20 protein-coding genes are annotated in these 18,749 nt (G+C 69.6%); 6 read left to right on the top strand and 14 right to left on the bottom strand.

All coding sequences use genetic code 11. The features are described 5' to 3' along the window. Position 1 precedes the first annotated feature (1 nt). The gene (locus PTQ19_RS12955; RefSeq protein ID WP_274367615.1) at positions 2 to 1,126 is read left to right on the top strand and encodes an alcohol dehydrogenase catalytic domain-containing protein; all 1,125 of its coding nucleotides are present in this window, start codon (positions 2 to 4) and stop codon (positions 1,124 to 1,126) included. Between the two features lie 21 nt (positions 1,127 to 1,147). Here the strand turns inward: PTQ19_RS12955 and PTQ19_RS12950 are convergent, their stop codons facing one another. From PTQ19_RS12950 to PTQ19_RS12930, 5 genes are all read right to left on the bottom strand, one after another. Further along, positions 1,148 to 1,888: a YidC/Oxa1 family membrane protein insertase gene (locus tag PTQ19_RS12950; RefSeq protein WP_274367614.1), complete on the bottom strand. Its 741-nt coding sequence runs from the start codon at positions 1,886 to 1,888 to the stop codon at positions 1,148 to 1,150. A 92-nt stretch (positions 1,889 to 1,980) separates the two neighbouring features. Further along, complete coding sequence (locus tag PTQ19_RS12945) at positions 1,981 to 2,241, bottom strand: DUF6412 domain-containing protein (RefSeq protein WP_179409999.1); 261 nt, start codon at positions 2,239 to 2,241, stop codon at positions 1,981 to 1,983. Positions 2,242 to 2,312: 71 nt separating this feature from the next. Then, complete coding sequence (locus tag PTQ19_RS12940; RefSeq protein WP_274367613.1) at positions 2,313 to 2,795, bottom strand: FHA domain-containing protein; 483 nt, start codon at positions 2,793 to 2,795, stop codon at positions 2,313 to 2,315. A 17-nt stretch (positions 2,796 to 2,812) separates the two neighbouring features. After that, positions 2,813 to 3,226: a CBS domain-containing protein gene (locus tag PTQ19_RS12935; RefSeq protein ID WP_274367612.1), complete on the bottom strand. Its 414-nt coding sequence runs from the start codon at positions 3,224 to 3,226 to the stop codon at positions 2,813 to 2,815. Positions 3,227 to 3,360: 134 nt separating this feature from the next. Continuing rightward, positions 3,361 to 3,669 (bottom strand): hypothetical protein, encoded by a 309-nt coding sequence (locus tag PTQ19_RS12930; protein WP_274367611.1) that lies wholly within the window; start codon positions 3,667 to 3,669, stop codon positions 3,361 to 3,363. A gap of 90 nt (positions 3,670 to 3,759) precedes the next feature. On the opposite strand from PTQ19_RS12930, the gene PTQ19_RS12925 reads away from it, so the two are divergent. Both PTQ19_RS12925 and PTQ19_RS12920 read left to right on the top strand, forming a co-directional pair. Continuing rightward, a complete protein-coding gene (locus PTQ19_RS12925; protein ID WP_274367610.1) occupies positions 3,760 to 4,083 on the top strand; it encodes an ATP-dependent DNA ligase in 324 nt (107 codons plus the stop codon). 36 nt (positions 4,084 to 4,119) lie between these two features. Further along, a complete protein-coding gene (locus PTQ19_RS12920; RefSeq protein WP_274367609.1) occupies positions 4,120 to 5,160 on the top strand; it encodes an NAD(P)H-dependent flavin oxidoreductase in 1,041 nt (346 codons plus the stop codon). A 112-nt stretch (positions 5,161 to 5,272) separates the two neighbouring features. On the opposite strand, the gene purU is transcribed toward PTQ19_RS12920, so the two are convergent. After that, entirely contained in the window at positions 5,273 to 6,136 is an 864-nt protein-coding gene (purU, locus tag PTQ19_RS12915; protein WP_274367608.1) for a formyltetrahydrofolate deformylase, read from the bottom strand. Positions 6,137 to 6,342: 206 nt separating this feature from the next. Here purU and PTQ19_RS12910 point away from each other — a divergent pair, with 206 nt between their 5' ends. The 3 genes from PTQ19_RS12910 to PTQ19_RS12900 are packed head-to-tail and all read left to right on the top strand — an operon-like array spanning position 6,343 to position 8,193. Continuing rightward, complete coding sequence (locus PTQ19_RS12910) at positions 6,343 to 6,510, top strand: hypothetical protein (RefSeq protein ID WP_206551426.1); 168 nt, start codon at positions 6,343 to 6,345, stop codon at positions 6,508 to 6,510. 19 nt (positions 6,511 to 6,529) lie between these two features. Next, on the top strand, positions 6,530 to 7,738 hold the full coding sequence (locus PTQ19_RS12905) for a cation:proton antiporter (RefSeq protein ID WP_274367607.1): 1,209 nt from the start codon (positions 6,530 to 6,532) through the stop codon (positions 7,736 to 7,738). After that, positions 7,735 to 8,193 (top strand): glutaminase, encoded by a 459-nt coding sequence (locus PTQ19_RS12900; RefSeq protein ID WP_274367606.1) that lies wholly within the window; start codon positions 7,735 to 7,737, stop codon positions 8,191 to 8,193. The genes PTQ19_RS12905 and PTQ19_RS12900 overlap by 4 nt, the downstream gene beginning before the upstream one ends. Positions 8,194 to 8,230: 37 nt before the next feature. On the opposite strand, the gene PTQ19_RS12895 is transcribed toward PTQ19_RS12900, so the two are convergent. From PTQ19_RS12895 to PTQ19_RS12860, 8 genes are all read right to left on the bottom strand, one after another. Then, positions 8,231 to 8,947: a glutamine amidotransferase-related protein gene (locus tag PTQ19_RS12895; RefSeq protein WP_274367605.1), complete on the bottom strand. Its 717-nt coding sequence runs from the start codon at positions 8,945 to 8,947 to the stop codon at positions 8,231 to 8,233. Between the two features lie 202 nt (positions 8,948 to 9,149). Beyond that, entirely contained in the window at positions 9,150 to 9,926 is a 777-nt protein-coding gene (locus tag PTQ19_RS12890) for an AraC family transcriptional regulator (RefSeq protein WP_274369075.1), read from the bottom strand. Positions 9,927 to 10,111: 185 nt separating this feature from the next. Further along, entirely contained in the window at positions 10,112 to 10,570 is a 459-nt protein-coding gene (locus PTQ19_RS12885) for a GyrI-like domain-containing protein (protein WP_274367604.1), read from the bottom strand. A gap of 275 nt (positions 10,571 to 10,845) precedes the next feature. Continuing rightward, a complete protein-coding gene (locus PTQ19_RS12880) occupies positions 10,846 to 11,592 on the bottom strand; it encodes a LysR substrate-binding domain-containing protein (RefSeq protein WP_274367603.1) in 747 nt (248 codons plus the stop codon). A gap of 259 nt (positions 11,593 to 11,851) precedes the next feature. Then, positions 11,852 to 12,259, bottom strand: a complete 408-nt coding sequence (locus tag PTQ19_RS12875) for a transferase (RefSeq protein ID WP_179410013.1) — start codon at positions 12,257 to 12,259, stop codon at positions 11,852 to 11,854. Positions 12,260 to 12,363: 104 nt separating this feature from the next. Continuing rightward, the gene (locus PTQ19_RS12870; RefSeq protein ID WP_274367602.1) at positions 12,364 to 13,146 is read right to left on the bottom strand and encodes a DNA-formamidopyrimidine glycosylase family protein; all 783 of its coding nucleotides are present in this window, start codon (positions 13,144 to 13,146) and stop codon (positions 12,364 to 12,366) included. Beyond that, positions 13,139 to 13,900, bottom strand: a complete 762-nt coding sequence (locus tag PTQ19_RS12865) for an EI24 domain-containing protein (RefSeq protein ID WP_274367601.1) — start codon at positions 13,898 to 13,900, stop codon at positions 13,139 to 13,141. The genes PTQ19_RS12870 and PTQ19_RS12865 overlap by 8 nt, the downstream gene beginning before the upstream one ends. A gap of 105 nt (positions 13,901 to 14,005) precedes the next feature. Then, positions 14,006 to 18,697, bottom strand: a complete 4,692-nt coding sequence (locus PTQ19_RS12860) for an ATP-dependent helicase (RefSeq protein WP_274367600.1) — start codon at positions 18,695 to 18,697, stop codon at positions 14,006 to 14,008. Positions 18,698 to 18,749: the final 52 nt, after the last annotated feature.

The raw sequence follows: 18,749 nt of genomic DNA, 5'->3' as shown, positions 1-18,749 counted from the left end.
CGTGCGCGCAGGACTGCGGGCGGCGTCGAGGTCGCCGCGCACGAGAGACGCCGACGCCGACGGCAGATCCGGCGATGTCGTACTGCGTCCGGCGGCCGCGACGATGGCGTTCGTCGGAGTCGACCACCCCCACGAACCGGTCGCCGTTCCCGGCGTGACCCTCGCCCCCGAAGACGTCCTTGTCTCGATCGAGCTGTCGACCGTGTGCGGTTCGGATGTGCACACCGTGCAGGGACGGCGCCCCGCTCCGACTCCGCTCGTGCTCGGGCACGAGAGCGTCGGGCGCGTGATCGCCATCGGCGCCGCCGGTGCCCAGGCCGTGGGCGGCACCCCGCTGCGGGTCGGTGACCGTGTGGTCTGGTCGGTGACGGTGTCGTGCGGTGCGTGCGATCGCTGTGAGGCCGGCATGACGCAGAAGTGCCGCGACCTCGGCAAGTACGGCCACGAGCGCATCGCACCGAGACGCGAACTCACCGGTGGTTTCGCCAGTCACGCGCAGCTGCGTCGCGGGACGGCCCTCGTGCGCGTTCCCGAAGCGCTGCCGGCGGGCGTGCTGGCGCCGGCCTCGTGTGCGACGGCGACCGCGATGGCGGCGATCGACCGCGCGGCCCAGGGGCGCGCGCTACACGGCGTGCGGGTGCGCATCCACGGCGCCGGCCTGGTCGGCCTCTCGGCCGCGGCGATCGCCGCCTCGCGCGGTGCGCAGGTCGAGGTGCGCGATCCGAACCCGAAGCGCGCTGCGCTCGCCGAGAGGTTCGGAGCGCGGGCATCCGATCCGACCGCAGAACCCGACATCGTGGTCGAGGCCTCTGGCCATGCCGTCTCGACCGCCCTCACCGATGTGGCGGTCGGGGGAACCGTCGTTCTGGTCGGCAGCGTCTTCCCCGCCGATCCGGTGCCGATGGACGCCGAGTCGATCGTGCGGCGGATGCTGACGGTGACCGGCGTGCACAACTACGCTGCGGGTCACCTCGCCGACGCGGTGACGTTCCTCGAACGCCACGGTGCGGCCTACCCGTTCGACGAGGTGGTCGGTGCGGTGCATCCGCTCAGCCATCTCGACGCCGCACTGGCTGCCGCCGCGGCCCCCGATGCGCCGTTGCGCATCGGCATCGCACCCCGCTGATGCCGGTGCGCCGGCCGCCGGCTACTGCGGCGGCAACGGGTAGCGGCGGCGCAGCACCGCGCGCTGTGCCAGGGTCCACGAGACCGTGACGACCAGGTACAGCGCTGCGGCGAGCGGCACGAACACCGCGAACACCGCCGTCAGATAGTGCAGGGCGTTGAGCACACCCAGCATCCCGGGAGCCGCCAGCGGACCCTCATCGGGAACCTGCGGTCGGAACACCCTCCGCGTGACCTCGGCCACGATCAGGATCACGACCAGCACGACCGCCCAGACGATGCCGGTCGCCACGGTCAGTCCGCCGCCGACCGCTGTCAGCAGCGAGTCACCGAGCGGAGCGCCGAACAGATCCTGGGCGAGGAGTTCGTTCGGATGCCCCGCGATCTCGGGCCGCAAGAACAAGGTGTACAGCACGCCCACGACCGCGGCCTGCACGATCAACGGCAGGCAACCGGCCAGCGGTGAGGCGTTCTCGTCCTTGTACAGCGCGAGCGTCTCGCGCTGCAGCCGCTCGCGGTCTTTGGCGTGGCGCTTCTGCAGGTCACGCAGTCTCGGGGCCAGCCGTGCGCGCATCTGCTCGGCCTTGGCCTGAGAGATACCGACCGGGATCAGCAGGATGCGCACGACAACGGTCACGGCGACGACGGCGAGCGCGGCCGCATTCGTGCTCGCCACCGGTTCGAACAGATACGAGAGGGCGAGCAGCGCGCGATACGCGCCATCGAGTAGAAGAGTCAGAGGGGGCAGGGCGAAGATGTCCAAGATGCGTCCGATCGCGAGTGCGGGAAGGGTCGGCGAAAGCCGCGTATCCCACGTTCTGCGTCGGCGCCGAACGGCGCTTCCTCAGCCGGGGGTCACGCGGCGAACGTCGCCCCCGGCGCTCGCGGACGCGGATGCCCGTCGGCATCGGGGTGACTCTGCGCGAGCCGCGTGGACAGATCGATCCAGCGGAGTGCACGTGTCGTGGTGCGGATGCCCGTCTGCGGCGCCAAGACGGCGAGCGTCACCGCGACGACGGCCAGGGCGACGAGCACAGCGGCCATGCCCAGCATTCCGGGGCCGGGAACGGGCACGGCGCCGAGCGCCGACAGCAACAGCTGCAGCAGGGTGCTCATCGCCTCGATCATGCGCGCCTCCGGTCAGGAGGTCTGAGCGTAGCATCCGCCGTTTCGGTCGCGGCGCACGCTCAACCGTCCCGCACCTCGTGCCCTCGCGGACGCTCGTCGTCCCCGCGATAGTCGGGGCGCGCCGGCTGCGAGTCCTGATCCGACAGTTCACCGCCCTCGCGTCCGCCGAAGGGGCGGCCGTGGTCCGCGAACTCCTCCCGGGCGAAGACGAGCAACCACTCGCCGATGGTGAAGTGGGCGCCCGTGCGCAGGATCTCGGAGTGCGGTTCGGCATCCTCCTCGCGGTTGGCGTTCATCGCGCCCGCACCGTGCATGGTCAACACGTACTCATCACGATCGTCGTGGACGATGGTGGCGTGCAACGCGTCGGCGCCCGGCAGCAGCAGCGTGCTTCCGGCACCCGAACCGATCGTCACCTGGTCGACGGTGATGTCGAAGGTGCTGCGCTCATCGTCCGCTCCGGTGATGCGCAGATGCGGCCGTCCTGCTCCCCAGGCCGCGTGCGTCGTCGTCGGATGGTATCCGGGCTGTCGCTCGTCCATGTCGTCTCCTCCTCTTCTCAGCGCGAGATCGCTTCCACGGTGCGGCCGGTGGTGACTGCCGCCAGGTGGCGGGCGATATCGGCCTGACTGATGATGCCGACCAGACGGTGGTTGGAGATCACCGGAAGCCGGCGCACCCGGTTCTCCTGCATCAGCGTCAGGGCGTGTTCGACCTCGCTGTCGGCGTCGACCACGACGGGGCGGCCGCCGGCCAACCGGCCGGCGTTCGTCGTCTCGGGGTCCAGCCCGATCGCGACCGCCTTCACGACGATGTCCCGATCGGTCAGCATGCCCTTGAGACGGCCGTCCTCACCGCAGATCGGCAGGGCCCCGATGTCATGTGCGCTCATCCGTTCGGCGGCGATCGACAGCGCGTCGTTCTCGCCGATGCACTGGGCGTTCGGTGTCATGATCTCTCGCGTCAGGGTCATGGCCCTGTCCTCCCTGTCCGTGCGATGTCCCCGTGGGCGGTGCTCGTGTGCCACGACCGTAACGACCACCCGGTCGTGAGCAGAAAGGGGTTGACAGACAGGGCGCATCACGTCAGGGCGTGACGCGCCACAGGTCAGTTGCCGTCGAGGTGCTCGGGCAGCAGAGTGATGCCGCCGTTCGCATTGGCCGAGTTGGCCAGCGCGTTCATCCACTCGGGGCTCAGCGGCGGGGTCTCCGGGTCGCTGAACACGAACCGCAGCGGGATCGACGGGTGCAACCAGATAGTCGACCGACCCGTCGGGCCGTCGGCCGGATGCTGCCACGACAGGGTGAAGCTCTCATTGCGACGCAGCTTCGTCGAGATGACCACCTTGAGGTGCGCCAGCGCCCGATCTTCGATCTCGATCGGCTCAGTGTTGCCGCCGTAGAAGAGCAATCCCATGGGGCTAAGCTTGCCCCACTGACGCGGAGGGTTCCAGGTGGCACACCGCTCTCGATCAGGACACACCGCCCAGCAGAAAGGCGCACGAAGATGGGCAAGTTCGTCTACGAGAGCAGCGTCAAGACCGAGATCGAGGACCGGGCTCTCACCCACGTGCAGATGGTCATGACGGCCAAACTGCGGCGCGGGGAGCCGTTCCCGTTCAGCTGGCGTGAAGACGCCAGCGTCGGCGGAGGACGCACGACCGTGTGGGTTCAGCCGAGCAGCTCGCTGGTGTTCAAGTACTACGGCAGCAGGCAGCCCGAGATCAACCGCGCGTGGATCGAGGCACTGGCGTTCACCGCTAACTCGCCCACCGGCCTGCGCGTCGTGCCCGAACCGCCCGAGGAGCCGACCGTACACGTCGAGGGGTGAGCGCGACGAGTGCCCGGGCGGGCGTAGCCTCGGAGGGTGACTGATCTGCGCGACCTGCTCGGCATCCGGCATCCGATCGTCCTGGCACCGTTCGGCGGGCTCTCATCGGTGCCGCTCACGGCCGCCGTCAGCGCGGCCGGTGGTCTCGGCTCGTACGGTCTCTACGGTTATGACGGCAAGCGCATCCGTGAGACGGCCGCGGCGCTGCGCGCGGCCACCGACGCACCCTTCGCGCTGAACATCTGGTTGCCGACCGGCGACGAGGTCGCGCCCACCACGGCGCACGATGCGTACGCGATGGCCCTGCGGCCGTACTTCGACGCGGTAGGGCTCGAGCTGCCGCCGCGCCCCGAGCGGTATCTGCCCTCGCTCGATGAGCAGCTCGACGCCATCTGGGATGCCGCGCCGGCCGCCCTGAGCGTCGTCTTCGGTGTGCCCCCGCGCGCGCTCGTCGATGAGGCGCAGCGTCGGGGCATCCGCGTGATCGGAACGGCGACGACGGTCGCCGAGGCCCGCGCGCTCGAAGCGGGCGGGGCGGATGCCATCGTCGCGACCGGCGCCGAGGCCGCAGGACACCGGGTGTCGTTCCTGCGCCCGGCGGAGGAATCGTTGGTGGGGCTGTTCGCGCTGCTGCCGCAGGTGGCGGATGCTGTCAGCGTGCCGGTCATCGCGGCCGGCGGCGTCGCCGACCGGCGCGGCGTGGCCGCGGCGTTCGCGCTCGGCGCGGCGGGCGTGCAGGTGGGGACGTCGTTCCTCGCGACCGCCGAGTCGGCGGCGAACGACGCGCACCGCGCGGCGATCCGCACGACGAGCGCGGATGCCAGTGTGCTCACCCGTGCCATGAGCGGGCGGCTCGCCCGCGGGGCGCGAAACCGCGTGGTCGCCGAGATCGAGGCATCCGATGCCATCGCGCCCTTCCCGGCGCAGAACTGGCTCACGGGGCGCTTCCGCGCCGTCGCCGGCGAGCGAGGCATCGGAGAGCTGCAGTCGCTGTGGCTGGGGCAATCGGCGCCGCTCGCGCGCGGCGAGACCGCCCGTGAGGTGTTCGCCGAACTGGCGGCCGGGCTGCCCGCCTGACCCGCCGCTCCGCATCCCTCCCGCTCCCGCCGCTCCGTCTATTTGTCACAGACCGGTGCTATTCGGGCCCGATATCCGGGGTTTGTGACAAATAGACGGGGGTCGAGCGGGGTCAGAGGATGACTGTGGAGCGGCCGTGCACGATCACGCGATCCTCGGCGTGCCACTTCACGGCGCGGGCGAGCACGTACCGTTCGACATCGGCGCCGCGGCGCTGCAACTCGGCCGACGACTCGGCGTGCGTGACGCGAGTGACGTCCTGCTCGATGATCGGCCCCTCGTCGAGGTCGGCCGTGGCGTAGTGCGCCGTCGCGCCGATCAGCTTCACGCCCCGCTCCTTGGCCCGCGCATAGGGGTTCGCCCCGATGAACGCCGGCAGGAACGAATGGTGGATGTTGATCACCGGCGCACCGACGCGCTCAATGAAGTCGTCGCTGAGGATCTGCATGTACCGCGCCAAAACCACCAGGTCGACGTTGCCCTGCAGCAGCTCCAGCTGGCGAGCCTCCATTGAGGCCTTCGCCTCAGCATCCGACCCGGAGGGAATGTGCACGAACGGCACCCCGAACGAGCGCACCGACGCTGCCAGGTCGGGGTGGTTCGAGACCACCATCGTCACGTCGATGTCGAGCTCGCCGCGCTGCGTGCGCCACAGCAGCTCCAGCAAGCAGTGGTCGTACTTCGACACGAAGATCGCCACGCGCTTGCGCTTTGCCGTGTCGTGCAACGACCAGTCCATGCCGAAGCGCTCGGCGACACCGGCGAGTGAGGCCTCCAGAGCAGGGCGCTTCGCCGCCAGGCCATCGAGGTGGATCACCGTGCGCTGGAAGAAGCGCCCGCCCTCATCATCGGTCGAATGCTGATCGAGCGAGATGATGTTCGCACCGTGCTCGGCCAGCGTTCCCGCGACGGCGGCGACGATACCCGGCTGGTCGTCGCAGGCGATAAGAAGGCGTGCGGTGTCGGTGTGCGGCATGGGTGCTCCTGAACTGGGGTATCTGTCGATTCTGCCCGCATGCGCACGCGGGTGCGAACCAGGTGACGACAGGGCCGCCGCATCGGCGCGGGGATAGCACCGGCATCCGATGTCGTCAACCCCCGCGACCGGCCGCGCCGAACCGGGCAAAGTCTGACGTGATGTGCGGAGCATCCGCGCATCACGTCAACGCAGAGGAGCTCATCATGAACAGCCTGCTCGTGATCATCATCATCATCGCGATCATCGTCGCGATCTTCTCGGGGCTCAACGCCGCTCTGAACTGGTTGCTGTGGGTGGCGCTGATCGTCGGCGTCATCGCGTTGATCGCATTCCTGATCAGGGTGATCGGCGGACGCAAGACCGGCGTCTGAGGCGCTATACGCTGAGCGGGTGGAAGAGAGCGCACTCAGTCTGGTCCTGATCCCGCTGCTCGCGGTGCTGGCACCACTTCTCGGGCGGGCGATCGGGCCGATCATGCGCGTGCCCGTCGTCGTCTTCGAGCTGCTGCTCGGGATTCTAGTTGGGCCGGCGGTGTTCGGATGGGTGCATCCGAACGAGTTCATCGGGATGTTCTCGGAGTTCGGGCTCGCGATGCTCTTCTTCCTCGCCGGATCCGAGATCGACTTCGCCACGATCGGCCGCCGACCGCTCGCCCGTGCGTCACTCGGGTGGGCACTGAGCATCGTGCTCGGACTCGGTGTCGGATTCCTGCTCGTCCCGGGCGAGGGCATGATCGTCATCGCGATCGCCCTCAGTTCGACGGCGCTGGGAACCCTGATGCCGATCCTGCGCGACGCCGGCGAGCTGACGACGCCCTTCGGGCGGGCCGTCACAGTGATCGGTACCGTGGGCGAGTTCCTGCCGCTGATCGCGATCTCGATCTTTCTCGGCGTGCGTTCGGCGTCGGTCGCCACGGTCGTGCTGCTGCTGTTCGTCGTGCTGGCGCTGCTGGCCGTCTTCGCCGCGCGCCGCATTCCGCACGGCAGGCTGCACGCCTTCGTGAGTGCGACCCTACACACGTCGGCGCAGTTCGGTGTGCGCTTCCTGCTGCTGTTGATCGCCGCGCTGGTCGCGCTCAGCCTGTGGCTCGACCTCGACATCCTGCTCGGGGCGTTCGTCGCCGGAACCGTATGGCGCATCGTCATCTCCAGCGCCGATGAAGAGGATGCCGCCCAGGTCGACAGCAAGATCGAGGGGATCGCGTTCGGGTTCCTGGTGCCGATCTTCTTCATCTACACCGGAGTGACGTTCGACCTGGAAGCACTTCTGGAGTCTCCGCTGGCGACCGCGCTCGTGCCGGTGCTGCTGCTCGCGATGCTGATCATCCGCGGCACGGCAGCCCAGTTCTCAGCATCCGACGGCATGGGGATGCGCGACCGGAGCGCTCTCGCGTTCCTCGCGGCGACGGGGTTGCCCATCATCGTCGCGGTCGCGGCGATCGGCGTCGATCGCGACCTGATCGGGTCGCACATCGCCGCGGCGTTGATCGGTGCGGGGATGCTGTCTGTGCTGCTGTACCCGCTGATCGGCATGACGCTGCGCGGCGACCGCGCCGCCGTCCAGGCCCGCGCCGGATCCGAATCGCAGGGGGAACTGTGACGAGCACGAGCGCCCTGTTGCACGACGCGCGTGAACGCCTGGCATCCGTCCCTCGCGAGAGTCTCGGCCGTGAGCGCTCGTCGCGGTGGCGAGGGACCCGTATCGTCCGCGCGGGGCAGGCGTGGCACCTCGGGGTGTTGCTGCTGACCGATGACGGCGTGCTGGCGACGAACGAGGTGCTGCGCGCTGCCGCGCCGGTGCGCCGTGGGTACGCCGCCGAGTCGGCGCGTGCCCGCGCAGACCGGCGGGCGCAGGCCTATCGGGGCGGGTTCGCGGAAGGTGAGGTCGTGCACGTCGGATGGGTGACCATCGACCTCGCGACGGTGGATGCCGGTGGCGTCTCCGGTCCGCTCGCGCTGGTCGACGGTGAGCCGCACGTGCGCTGGGCGCCGCGAGCGCCGTTCGTGCCCTTGGCGGGATATCTCGAGGAGCAGATCTCGCTCGCTGTCGGCTGAAGATGCCGCACGTCAGTCGGCGCCGACCGGGAAGGCGTCAGACGCCGACCAGTCGGGAGAACCTGTTGAGCAGCTCGTCGCCCTCGACGGTCGCGGCGAGGATCGCGCGCTCTGTCGCGTCGTACTGCGCCGGGTCGAAGTAACCGGATGCCCGATACACGGCCATGCGGTCGGCGAAGTCCTGCGGCGACGCCTCGGGGTGGAACTGCGTGGCGTACAGATGGTCGCCGACGCGGTAGGCCTGCACCGTGCAGGCATCGTTGGTAGCGAGCAGCACGGCCGTCGGCGGTGTCTCGCGGGCCGACTCCTTGTGCGCGGTGAATACCGAGAGGCTGTCTCCGCTCGGGCCGAACAGCGGGTCGTCGGTGCCGGCGGCGGTGAGGGTGACGCGTGTCGCGCTGGCGCGCTCGGGCTGAGTGGTGTGTACCTCTCCGCCGAGCATTTGCGTGACCACGCCGATGCCGTAGCAGGTGAACATCGCCAGGGCTGAGGCGTCGAGCGCGCGCTGCGCGATACGACGCAGATCGTCTTCGACGCTGAGCTGCTCGGCGCTCTTGTCGGCGTCGGTGACGTTGAATGGCGATCCGCCGATGACGAAGCCGTCGTAGCTCTGCCAGTCGATCGTGCGCAGAGGGGTGTGCATCAGGTCGATGCGATCGAGGGGGCCGATGCCGAGTCCGCGGCTGAACGAGCGGTGCTCGGCGTCGGCCGCGCTGCGCTCGGGGCGGACGCACACGTAGAGCACCGAAGACATGGAGCGATTCTATTCGGCGCGCCGCGTGCCCTCCCCACGAGCCCACCCCCACGAGGGGTCAATATCTGTCGGGTCGAGGCCCGCGCACCCAGCGTTTCTTGACCCCTTGTGGGGAGAACCCCCCTCGAGGTGCGGGGTGCGGGGTGTGGGGTGCGGGATGCGTAGCGGGATGGGGGGCAGAACGGGTGGCGGGATGCTGACGTCAGGCCGCGGCCAGCGGCAGCAGCAGGTCGGTCCGCACGGCCGTCGGTGCGCTCTGGGTCGGGCTCAGATAATGCTCGACCACCGGATCGTCGGTCAGGGTCCGTCCGGAGGCGGGGAGCCAGCAGCCGAACAGCCATGCGTAGCTTGACGGCATGTCGGCGTAGGCACCCTCGTGCGTGAGCGCCGCGTAGCGCCCCGCCCGCAGGAAGTACCACTGCGGAGTCGGGGCATCCGGCGAGAGCGGACGTAGCTCGGGTGAGAAGTCATCCGGCACGCTGACGCAGGCCAGTGACTCGAGGTCCGCCGTGTCCGTACGAGACGGGTCCGAGAGGTACACGCCGTACATCTCGCAGGTATCGAGAGCCAGACCGTGCGCCAGAAGCCAGACCCGCAGATCGTGGAACGTCCGGTCGATGGTGAAGAACGAGCCACGATGGCGGATCGCGATGCAACGCGTGGTCTCGCGCTCGACGTCGCGGACGAGATACCGCCGGGGGTCGTCGGTGATGCGTGCGACGTTCAGATCGACGTGCGCGCCACCGGTTCGGTACTCGGCAGGCGTGACGCCGACCATGTGCCGGAACGCTCGGGTGAACGAGGAGACGTTCGGGTATCCGCATCGCCCGGCGATTTCGCGGATCGGGATGCTCCCAGTCAGCAGGGCGACCGCCTGTTGCATCCTGACCCGTTTCACGAGCGCCGGCAGTGTCTCCCCGAAGGCGGCGGTGAAGATACGGTGCCAGTGCCTCGCAGACATGCCGGCTACCTCTGCCATCCTCACGAGATCCAGCGGCTGATCCAGGTTCTCGTAGACGTGCGAGAGTACGAGATCAAAGCGCTCCTCGTACGACAACACCTCTCGTGGCCCCAAGACATCTCCTCGCCGTGCTGTGCGCTGGTGCGCAACCTTATCGGGTCGCGCACCAGCGCAGGGTCGATCCAGCATGCCACGGCGTCGTGTCAGCCCTGTTCGTTCACCCCGAGTGCGACGAAGACGCCGTTGGCGCCGTACTCCTCGTACTCGCACAGGAAGGTCTTGCGCCCGTCGTCGAACCCCCACGCCTCGCTCCACGCCTCGATCACGCGCGTCGGGTCCGCGCCGGGCACGATGAATGTTGCCCGGGCGGATTGCGGCACGGTGACCAAAGTCATCCCGTTGGGCACAGGGGTGGCGGGATCGACCTCTGCGCCGATGAGGAAGGTGAACCACCCATCGCGGTTGACGCCGGCGTTCTCGAGGTGGGTGTACACGGCGTAGACGCTGTCGGTGCGGCGACCAGGGATCGATTCGAGGAGACCTTCGCTGTGGACGCGTTCCCAGAGTGCGGGGATCGACGTCTGAGACCCGGCGCCGTCAGTGCGGATGGCGAATCCGAGAACAGTGAACGGGGGATTGGTGAAGTACGTGGGAGTGTCCATGCCTCGACGCTAGAGACGCGCCGCTGTGCAATACGTGCCACCGGCGCTGCTCGCCGCCCCGATCCCATCCCCACCCCCGCACGAGCCCACCTCCGCACGAGCCCACCCCCACCCACGAGCCCACCATCCACGAGCCCACCCCCACCCACGAGCCCACCATCCACGAGCCCACCCCCACGAGGGGTCAATATCTGTCGGGTCGAGGCCCGCGCACCCAGCGTTTCTTGACCCCTCGTGAGGGGGGGGGAGGGGAGGCGAGGGAAGAGCGGATGCCGTCAGCGCGACGAGTTCGCGGTGCGGCCCCGCACAATACCGACGAACACCTCGACATCGGGGGTGGTTGCCTCGCGCCGCCAGGCCAACCCGACGGTCGAGGTCGGCCCGCCCGCGAGCAGCCGATAGTCGGCGTCCTTGCGATGGTGAAGGCGCGCCAGCGACATCGGCACCACGACGATGCCGGTGCCCGTTGCCGCGGTGGCGATCGCGTCTTCGGTGGTCGCCAGTTGAGCGAAGCGCGGTGCGACCGTGGGCAGCCCGAGATCGCCGAGCACGTCGTCGGCGGGCGTGATCAGCACCTCGCCCGCGAGATCATCGGCCTGCAGTTCATCGCCGGCCATGAGATGTGATTCGGCGGATGCCACCACCACCGGCAGCTCGTCGTACAACGGAATGACGTGCAGCGCATCGGGGTGCTCGACGGGCATCCGCACGATCCCGGCGTCGAGCTCGTCGAGATGCCTCCGCTGAGCGGAGACCGAGATGGGCACCAGCTCGATCTCGACGTGCGGCATCCGCTGCTTCCACAGGTCGACCCACTTGCCCGGCGTCGCTCCGGGAATCACACCCAGTCGGAAGACGCGAGGCTCTTCGGGGAGCGGCGCCGGTTCGTCGAAGCGCACCGACGGAGCCTTCTTCGCGGGGCTCTTCTTCTGCGCGGGCTTACCCTTCTGCGGGGTCTGCTTGCCCGCGCCCGGCCGGGCAGGGCGACCCCCGCGGGCGGGGCGGCTCCGGTCGTTCTTCATGAGTTCAGCGTATCGACCACGGCGGTCGAGGCGTACGGGTCCTCGGCGCGACGACTGCTGCAGCTCTCCGAACGCCGGTCGCTGTGAGTGCGGCTGCCGTGCGCGGGCGATTGCGTTCACAACTCCGGAGATTCGCCCTGCCGAAGCCGCATCTGGCGGCTTCGGCCGGTGCGCGGGCACGTTTCTCCGGAGTTGTGAACGGCGGGTGGCAAAGCAACAGCCCGCACGCTTGGAGAGCGGCGGGCTGTTCACTCTGAGCTCAGGCGGCCAGCCACAGCCCCTTCTGATCGGGGATGACGGTCAGGCCGGGGGCGACGCTCTCATCGTGGCCGATGCGGGTGCCCCGGGCGACGCGTACACCCGCACCGATCTCGGTGCGCACGCCGATCCAGGCGCTGTCGCCGACGGCGGCGCCGGGGCCGATGTGGGCGTGCGCGTCGATCCGCGCGTTCTCGCCGATGACGGCATCCGGTTCGATCCAGGCACCGCGCGCGATCCGCGCTCCTGCACCCACGCGCGCGCCGGGTTCGATATAGGCGCCGACCTCGACGAAGGCTTTCGGATTCACCTTCGCGCCGTGCGCGACGAGACCGCGTCCGTTGACGTGCTTGCGGTAGCGCAGCGTCTCGCCGTGGTCGTCTTCGATATCGATGTAGTTCTTACCCACGATTCCTCCCGTTCCCGGGGTAGTCCCGATACAGCTACAACCAGCACCGGTTCGGTTTCATTCCCGCATCGGGATGATCCACAGCTCGATGGACTGCCGCTTGTTCACGACGAGCCGATTTGGCAGTTCGGGCACCAGAACGTGACCCGCTCGCGGGTGGGATCGGCGCCGAGACGGCCGGTGCGGATGGGAGTGCCGCATCGACGGCACGGCCTGCCGGCGCGACCGTAAACCCAGTTCGTGCGGCCCCGGCCGGTCTGACCGGTGAAGGTGCGGTCTGCGCGGTCGCGGTTGGCGCGGATGGTGCGCACACCGAGATCGATGAGGGCGGTCACATCCACGTCGCCGGCGGGCGTCTCGGGCAGGATTCCGCGAAGGAAGAGCAGTTCGGCGGCGTACTCGTTGCCGAAGCCCGCGACGTTGCGCTGATCGAGCAGGGCGACGTGGATGCTACGCGCATCGCCGCTGATGCAGCGCACCGCCTCGGCGGCATCCCAGTCGTTCGAGAGCGGATCGGGGCCGAGGTGACCGACGAGTTCGTGCTCGTCGCGGGTAAGGACGACGCGCACCTCGGCGATGTCGACTCCGACGGCCTCGTGGTCGTCGGTGGTGATGATCGCCCGAACCCGGTGGACGGGATGTCGCCAGCGCTCGCCGGGGCGGTACAGCAGCCAGGCGCCGTCCATGCGCAGATGGGAATGTAGCGTCAGCTCGCCGATGCGCATCAGCAGATGCTTGCCGCGCGGCACGACATTGCGCACGCTCTGACCGGTGAGATCGACGGTCGCCGCGCCGGGGACACGCAGATCGAAACGCGTGACCGTGTGCCCGGCCAGAGCGGCATCGAGGCGCCGCGTGGCGCGGAAGACCGTGTCGCCCTCAGGCATGCGGCGGGCTTGTCGGACGAACAGCAGGGGTGTCAAGCACCTGTCGGGCCAGCAGAGTCGCACCCACGACGGCGGTGGGCATGATGAAGACGGCCCCCAGCGGCACCATGAAACACAGCTGTGTCGCGGCGCCGAAGCCGAGCAGGCGCCCCCGGTTGGCGGCGAAGAGCTGGGAACGGTCGAAGCTGGCCATATCGCGGGCGTTGAGCGCGCGGCCGGTGAGTTCGCGGGCGAGGATGCGCCCGGTGAGCAGAACACTGGTCACCGCCGCGGCAGGCGCGCCGATCAGCGGGATGAACCCGATCGCAAGTGCGAGCAGGGCGACGAGCACACCGAGCACGACCAGTCGGATGCTCTCGCCGAGAGCGACGAGGAAACCGCCGTCGCCTTCGGGAACATCACCACCGAGGTCGTTCTCGACGGCGCGCCAGATGCGCTGGTAGAACGGATCGCCGATCAGCAGGGTGAGGGCGGTGAACGTCATGCCCGCCAGGACGAGCGCGGCGATGGTGATCACGATGCCGAACGCCACGCGCAGCGCGTTGCGCCAGAACGGGTTCCATCCGTCGGCGAAGGGTGTCGCCCAGTCGGTGATGACTCCCAGCGACGCCAGCAACGGCACGAGCGCCGCGGCGAGCACGATGAGCGAGATCAGCCCGGGAATGAGACCCAACGCCATCAGCCCCGGGCGCGTGCGCCAGTAGGCGAAGCCGCGTCCGAGGAATCGGATGCCGGTGATGAACTCACTGTTCACGGGTGGGCCAATCTGAAGCGGTGCGGATGGCCCATGCTATTCGCCTTCGATGTTGATCGTGCTGTGCCCGGCGGTCTCACAGGAGGCCGCGCTCTCGCAGACGGGTCAGATGGCCTTGCGCAATGTGAACCCGCGCGGGGTCGTGACGAACCCGGCCTCTTGCAGTGCGTTCGCGAACGGCGTGCCGTAGATGCCCGCGCCGTTGATCTTCTCGACGGTGAGGGTGTCGAGCCGGCGTGCGCGGGCCGTGGTGACGAGGTCGGCGGCCGCGGCGCGCAGCACCTCGGGGTCGTCGTCGAAGGCGAGCACCGTGCGCCCGCCGCGTTCGAAGTAGAGCACGAGTCGACCGTCGACCAGCACGACCAAGCCGCCCGCTTTGCGGCCGGGCCGGTGCGAGACCGCGTCGAGCCGCGGCCACGGCAGGGCCGCGCCGTAGGGATTGGCGGGGTCGGTGGCGGCGAGAGTGAACGCACGGCGGGGTGGCGGGTCGGATAGCCCGGCGAACGTGCGCAGCCTGTCGACCGTGGTCGACGCGGCGAACTGGGCAGCGCCCAACTTCTCGATCACGTACCCGCGGCGGCAGTGCCCGGCCTGCTCGAACCCGGCCAGCACTCGGTACGTCTGTGCGAAGCCGCCCGGAACACCCTCGGCCTGTGCCGCGCCGCGAGTGACGACCCCGTACCGGTCGAGTAGCAGACCCGCTGTCACGGTGGCCCGGCGGGCGGCATCCGCAGGCTCCGCGGGCTCCGCCTGCCCAGAGACGGAAGTGATCTCGGGAAGCACCGCCCACCGACCACCCAACCCCGCCGACGACGGACGCGGCGTCGGACGCGCCAATGAGACGCCGCGGTACGTGCGGGTGCGCGGAGCGCGGCGAACGGTCTTGTGCGCCTGCGCACCACCGGTCAGCAGGGCGCGCACCGGCGCGAAGGTGTCGTTGGTGATGCGCCCCTGCCAGGCGAGCGACCACAATGCGTCCAGCACCGACTGGTCGTTCTCGGCATCGGTCAACACCCGCAGAGCGCCCGAGAACGACGCCCCTTGTGCGCGCAGCGCAGCGAGAACCCGGTCTTCGAGCGTTCCCGGCGCTGGCGCATCCTCGGGCACCGGCATGGTGAACGGTGCAAGGTCGATCGGGTGCAGAGACACCCACCCGTCGCGCCCCGGCAGCGCGCCGTGACCCGTCCAGATGACCTCGCCGGCCGTGGTCAGCTCATCGAGCATGGCGGGCACGTAGTCGCGCACCCGGCCCGGTAGGACCAGTGATTCCCAGGCGCTGGCAGGAATCGGCACACCGGCGAGCTGCTCGATGACGTTCAGCACGCCGTCGACCCCTTCGAGGGGGCGCGTCAGATGCTGCCAATCGGGCAGGAACCGGGCGTACGTCTCTGGGCTCACCGGTTCGACGCTGCCGCGGATGGCGGCCAGCGACCGCATCCGAAGACGCCGCAGCACCTCGGCGTCGCACCACTCCTTCTCGCCGGTCGCCTCGGCGTCGGACGCCGGCAGGAAGTAGCCGCTCGTGAGCCGTCCCGTCGATTCCAACCGCTGCAGCATCTGACGGGCGACCGCGGTGCCGATACCGAATCGCTCGGCGACCGCGACGGTCGCGAAGGGGCCATGCGTGCGGGCATGACGCGACACGAGGTCGCCGAGGGGATCGGCCACCGGCTCGAGAAACGCGACGGGGATGCCCGTGGGCAGCGCCGCGCCCAGCGCGTCGCGCAACCGACCGGCGTCCTCGATGACGGCGAACCGGGCGCGGCCGGCGATGGTGACCGGGATCGCCCGTCGCGCCGCCACGAGCTCGGACAGGAATGCGGATGCCCGTGCGGTCGGCGCCGATGCCTCAGCCGGCGCTCCCTCTCGCTGCGCTCGCTCATCGATCGAGGGCGGCTCAAGGCGCGCACCGACCTCGTCGGCATCGAGCGGTCCGAGCTGTCGCAGCAGGTCGGCGACGCCCTCGATGCCGCGCGCACGGCGCTGAGGATCGAGGCGCTGCAGCTCGCGCTCGTGCTGGGCGATCACGTCGGGGTCGAGCAGCTCACGCATCTCGATGGTGCCGAGCAACTCGGCCAGCAGTGCGGGATCGACGGCGAGTGCGGCGGCCCTGCGCTCGGCGAGCGGCGAATCGCCCTCGTACATGAACGCGCCCACGTACCCGAACAGCAGGTCGCGCGCGAACGGCGACGGCATCGCGGGCTCGGTCTCGACCAGACGGATCCGCCGCTCGGCGATGTCACTGATCAGCCCGCGCAACGCTGGCAGGTCGTAGACGTCCTGCAGCACTTCGCGGAGCGTCTCGAGGATGATCGGGAACGTCGGGTGGCGGCGCGCCACTTCGAGCAGCTGCGCCGAGCGCTGACGCTGCTGCCACAGCGGCGTGCGCTTGTTCGGGTTCATGCGCGGCATGAGCAGCGCGCGTGCAGCGCACTCCCGGAACCGCGAGGCGAACAGCGCGGAACCCCCGACCTCGGCGGTGACGAGCTGCTCCAGTTCATCGGGGTCGAAGACGAACAGGTCGGCACCGGGCGGCTCGGACTCGGCATCCGGGATGCGCACGATGATCCCGTCGTCGCTCGCCACGGCCGATCCCTCGACTCCGAGACGTTCCCGTACGCGCGCGTTCACCGCCAGCGCCCAGGGCGCATGCACCTTCATGCCGTACGGGGAATGCAGGATCAGCCGCCAGTCGCCGACCTCGTCGTGACCGCGCTCGACGGTGAGGGCGCGGTCGGTGGGCAACGTCCCGGTGGCCTCGCGCTGCTCGGCGAGATGACCCAGCAGATTGGCGCGTGCGTTCGCGTCGAGTCCGGCGGCGACAAGCCGCCGTTCGGCGTCGTCGGGTGATGCCGTCGAGACCTCGCGCGAGAAGCGCCCGAGTGCCTGGCCGAGCTCGAACGGGCGACCGATGCCGTCGCCGTGCCAGAACGGCACCCGGCCCGGTTGACCGTACGCAGGCAGCACGTTGACCCGGTCGTGGGTGATCTCGGCGATCCGCCAACTGGTCGTACCCAGGGTGAAGACGTCACCGACGCGTGACTCGTAGACCATCTCCTCGTCGAGTTCGCCGACCCGGGCGCCGGTCGACTCGCCCGAGACGAACACTCCGAACAGCCCGCGGTCGGGGATCGTGCCGCCGCTGGTCACCGCGATGCGCTGCGCCCCCGGGCGCCCGGTGAGCGTGCCCGCATCGCGGTCCCAGACCAGCCGCGGACGCAGCTCGGCGAACTCGTCGGAGGGGAAGCGTCCTGCGAGCAGGTCCAGCGTGGCTTCGTACGCCGAGCGCGGCAGCGTCTGGAAGGGGGCGCTGCGGCGCACGGTCTCGAACCAGTCCTCGACGGAGATCGGGTCGAGTGCGCACGCGGCGATGGTCTGCTGGGCGAGGATGTCGAGGGGATTGCGGGGGACGGTGATCGCCTCGATCCTGCCCGCCAGCATCCGCTCGGTGACGATGGCTGTGTGCAGCACGTCGCCGCGGTGCTTCGGGAACAGCGCCGCACGGCTGATCTCGCCGACCTGGTGCCCTGCGCGTCCGACCCGTTGCAGACCCGAGGCGGCCGACGGAGGAGCCTCGACCTGGATCACCAGGTCGACGGCGCCCATGTCGATGCCGAGCTCGAGGCTGCTCGTCGCGACCGCGCAGCGCAGCACACCCGACTTGAGTTCGTCTTCGACCTGGGCGCGCTGCTCTTTGGACACGGAACCGTGGTGCGCCTTGGCGAGCACCGGTGGCGCCCCGGCGGTCTGCCCGCCCTGCGCGATCATCGCGGCGGGCGGCGCCCCAGGTGCAGCCAGCGCGATCTCGTGCCGCTCGGCGTAGATCTCGTTCAGCCGCCCCGTCAGGCGCTCGGCCAGTCGACGGGAGTTCGCGAACACGATCGTCGAGCGGTTCTGGAGCACACGATCGACGATCGCTTCTTCGACGTGCGGCCAGACCGATCCGGTGACCTCGGTCAGCACGGCGTCGTCGCCAGCGGCGTCGGCCGACACAGCGCCGCCACCGGTGGCGGCCCCCGGCGGCGGGGGAGGGTTTCGCATGTCGTCCAGCGGCACCACGACGTCGAGCTCGAAGGTCTTCGATGCGGGCGGCGCGACGATCTCTACGGGTGCCGAACCGCCGAGAAAGCGGGCGACCTCGTCGATCGGCCGCACGGTGGCCGACAACCCGATGCGCTGTGCAGGGCGGTCGGCGCCGTGCGCCGCGCGCAGGGCGTCCAAGCGCTCGAGGCTCACCGCCAGGTGCGCGCCCCGTTTGGTCGAGGCGACCGCGTGCACCTCATCGATGATCACCGTGTGCACGCCGCGCAGCGTCTCGCCGGCGCGGCTGGTGAGCATCAGGTACAGCGACTCGGGGGTGGTGATGAGGATGTCGGGCGGTGCGCTCACGAGACGGCGACGATCCGCCGCCGTCGTGTCTCCGGAGCGCACACCGACCGAGATCTCGGGCACATCGAGACCCAGCCGGCGGGCCGACTGGCCGATGCCGACGAGCGGCGAACGCAGATTGCGCTCGACGTCGACGCCGAGGGCCTTCAGCGGTGAGATGTAGAGGATGCGCGTGCGTGCGGCCGCATCGATGGCATCCGACTCCGCCATCCGCTCACGGAAGACGCTGTCGATCGCCCACAGGAAGGCGGACAGTGTCTTGCCGGAACCGGTCGGCGCCACCACCAGTGCGCTGCGGTCAGCGGACACGGCCTCCCACGCGCCTTGTTGGGCGGGCGTCGGCGCGTCGAACGCCCCGCGGAACCACTCCTGGGTCGCGGGCGTGAAGCGATCGAGTACGCTGCTCATGCCTCCATCATCGCGCGGGCCGCCGACATCGCCGCCGACATCGTCGCCGATG

This window comes from Microbacterium esteraromaticum, from assembly GCF_028747645.1.
GTDB classification, from domain to species: domain Bacteria; phylum Actinomycetota; class Actinomycetes; order Actinomycetales; family Microbacteriaceae; genus Microbacterium; species Microbacterium esteraromaticum_C.
This window is presented reverse-complemented; position numbering and strand designations above follow the sequence as displayed.

Bases quoted from the DNA above. Each gene is read 5' to 3' on its own strand.
- PTQ19_RS12945 (WP_179409999.1), bottom strand. From the start codon at position 2,241: ATGAGCACCCTGCTGCAGCTGTTGCTGTCGGCGCTCGGCGCCGTGCCC.
- PTQ19_RS12895 (WP_274367605.1), bottom strand. From the start codon at position 8,947: ATGTCTTCGGTGCTCTACGTGTGCGTCCGCCCCGAGCGCAGCGCGGCC.
- PTQ19_RS12910 (WP_206551426.1), top strand. From the start codon at position 6,343: ATGAACAGCCTGCTCGTGATCATCATCATCATCGCGATCATCGTCGCG.
- PTQ19_RS12940 (WP_274367613.1), bottom strand. From the start codon at position 2,795: ATGGACGAGCGACAGCCCGGATACCATCCGACGACGACGCACGCGGCC.
- PTQ19_RS12930 (WP_274367611.1), bottom strand. From the start codon at position 3,669: ATGGGATTGCTCTTCTACGGCGGCAACACTGAGCCGATCGAGATCGAA.
- PTQ19_RS12880 (WP_274367603.1), bottom strand. From the start codon at position 11,592: ATGAAGAACGACCGGAGCCGCCCCGCCCGCGGGGGTCGCCCTGCCCGG.
- purU (WP_274367608.1), bottom strand. From the start codon at position 6,136: ATGCCGCACACCGACACCGCACGCCTTCTTATCGCCTGCGACGACCAG.
- PTQ19_RS12890 (WP_274369075.1), bottom strand. From the start codon at position 9,926: ATGGCAGAGGTAGCCGGCATGTCTGCGAGGCACTGGCACCGTATCTTC.
- PTQ19_RS12925 (WP_274367610.1), top strand. From the start codon at position 3,760: ATGGGCAAGTTCGTCTACGAGAGCAGCGTCAAGACCGAGATCGAGGAC.
- PTQ19_RS12935 (WP_274367612.1), bottom strand. From the start codon at position 3,226: ATGACCCTGACGCGAGAGATCATGACACCGAACGCCCAGTGCATCGGC.
- PTQ19_RS12870 (WP_274367602.1), bottom strand. From the start codon at position 13,146: ATGCCTGAGGGCGACACGGTCTTCCGCGCCACGCGGCGCCTCGATGCC.
- PTQ19_RS12860 (WP_274367600.1), bottom strand. From the start codon at position 18,697: ATGAGCAGCGTACTCGATCGCTTCACGCCCGCGACCCAGGAGTGGTTC.
- PTQ19_RS12885 (WP_274367604.1), bottom strand. From the start codon at position 10,570: ATGGACACTCCCACGTACTTCACCAATCCCCCGTTCACTGTTCTCGGA.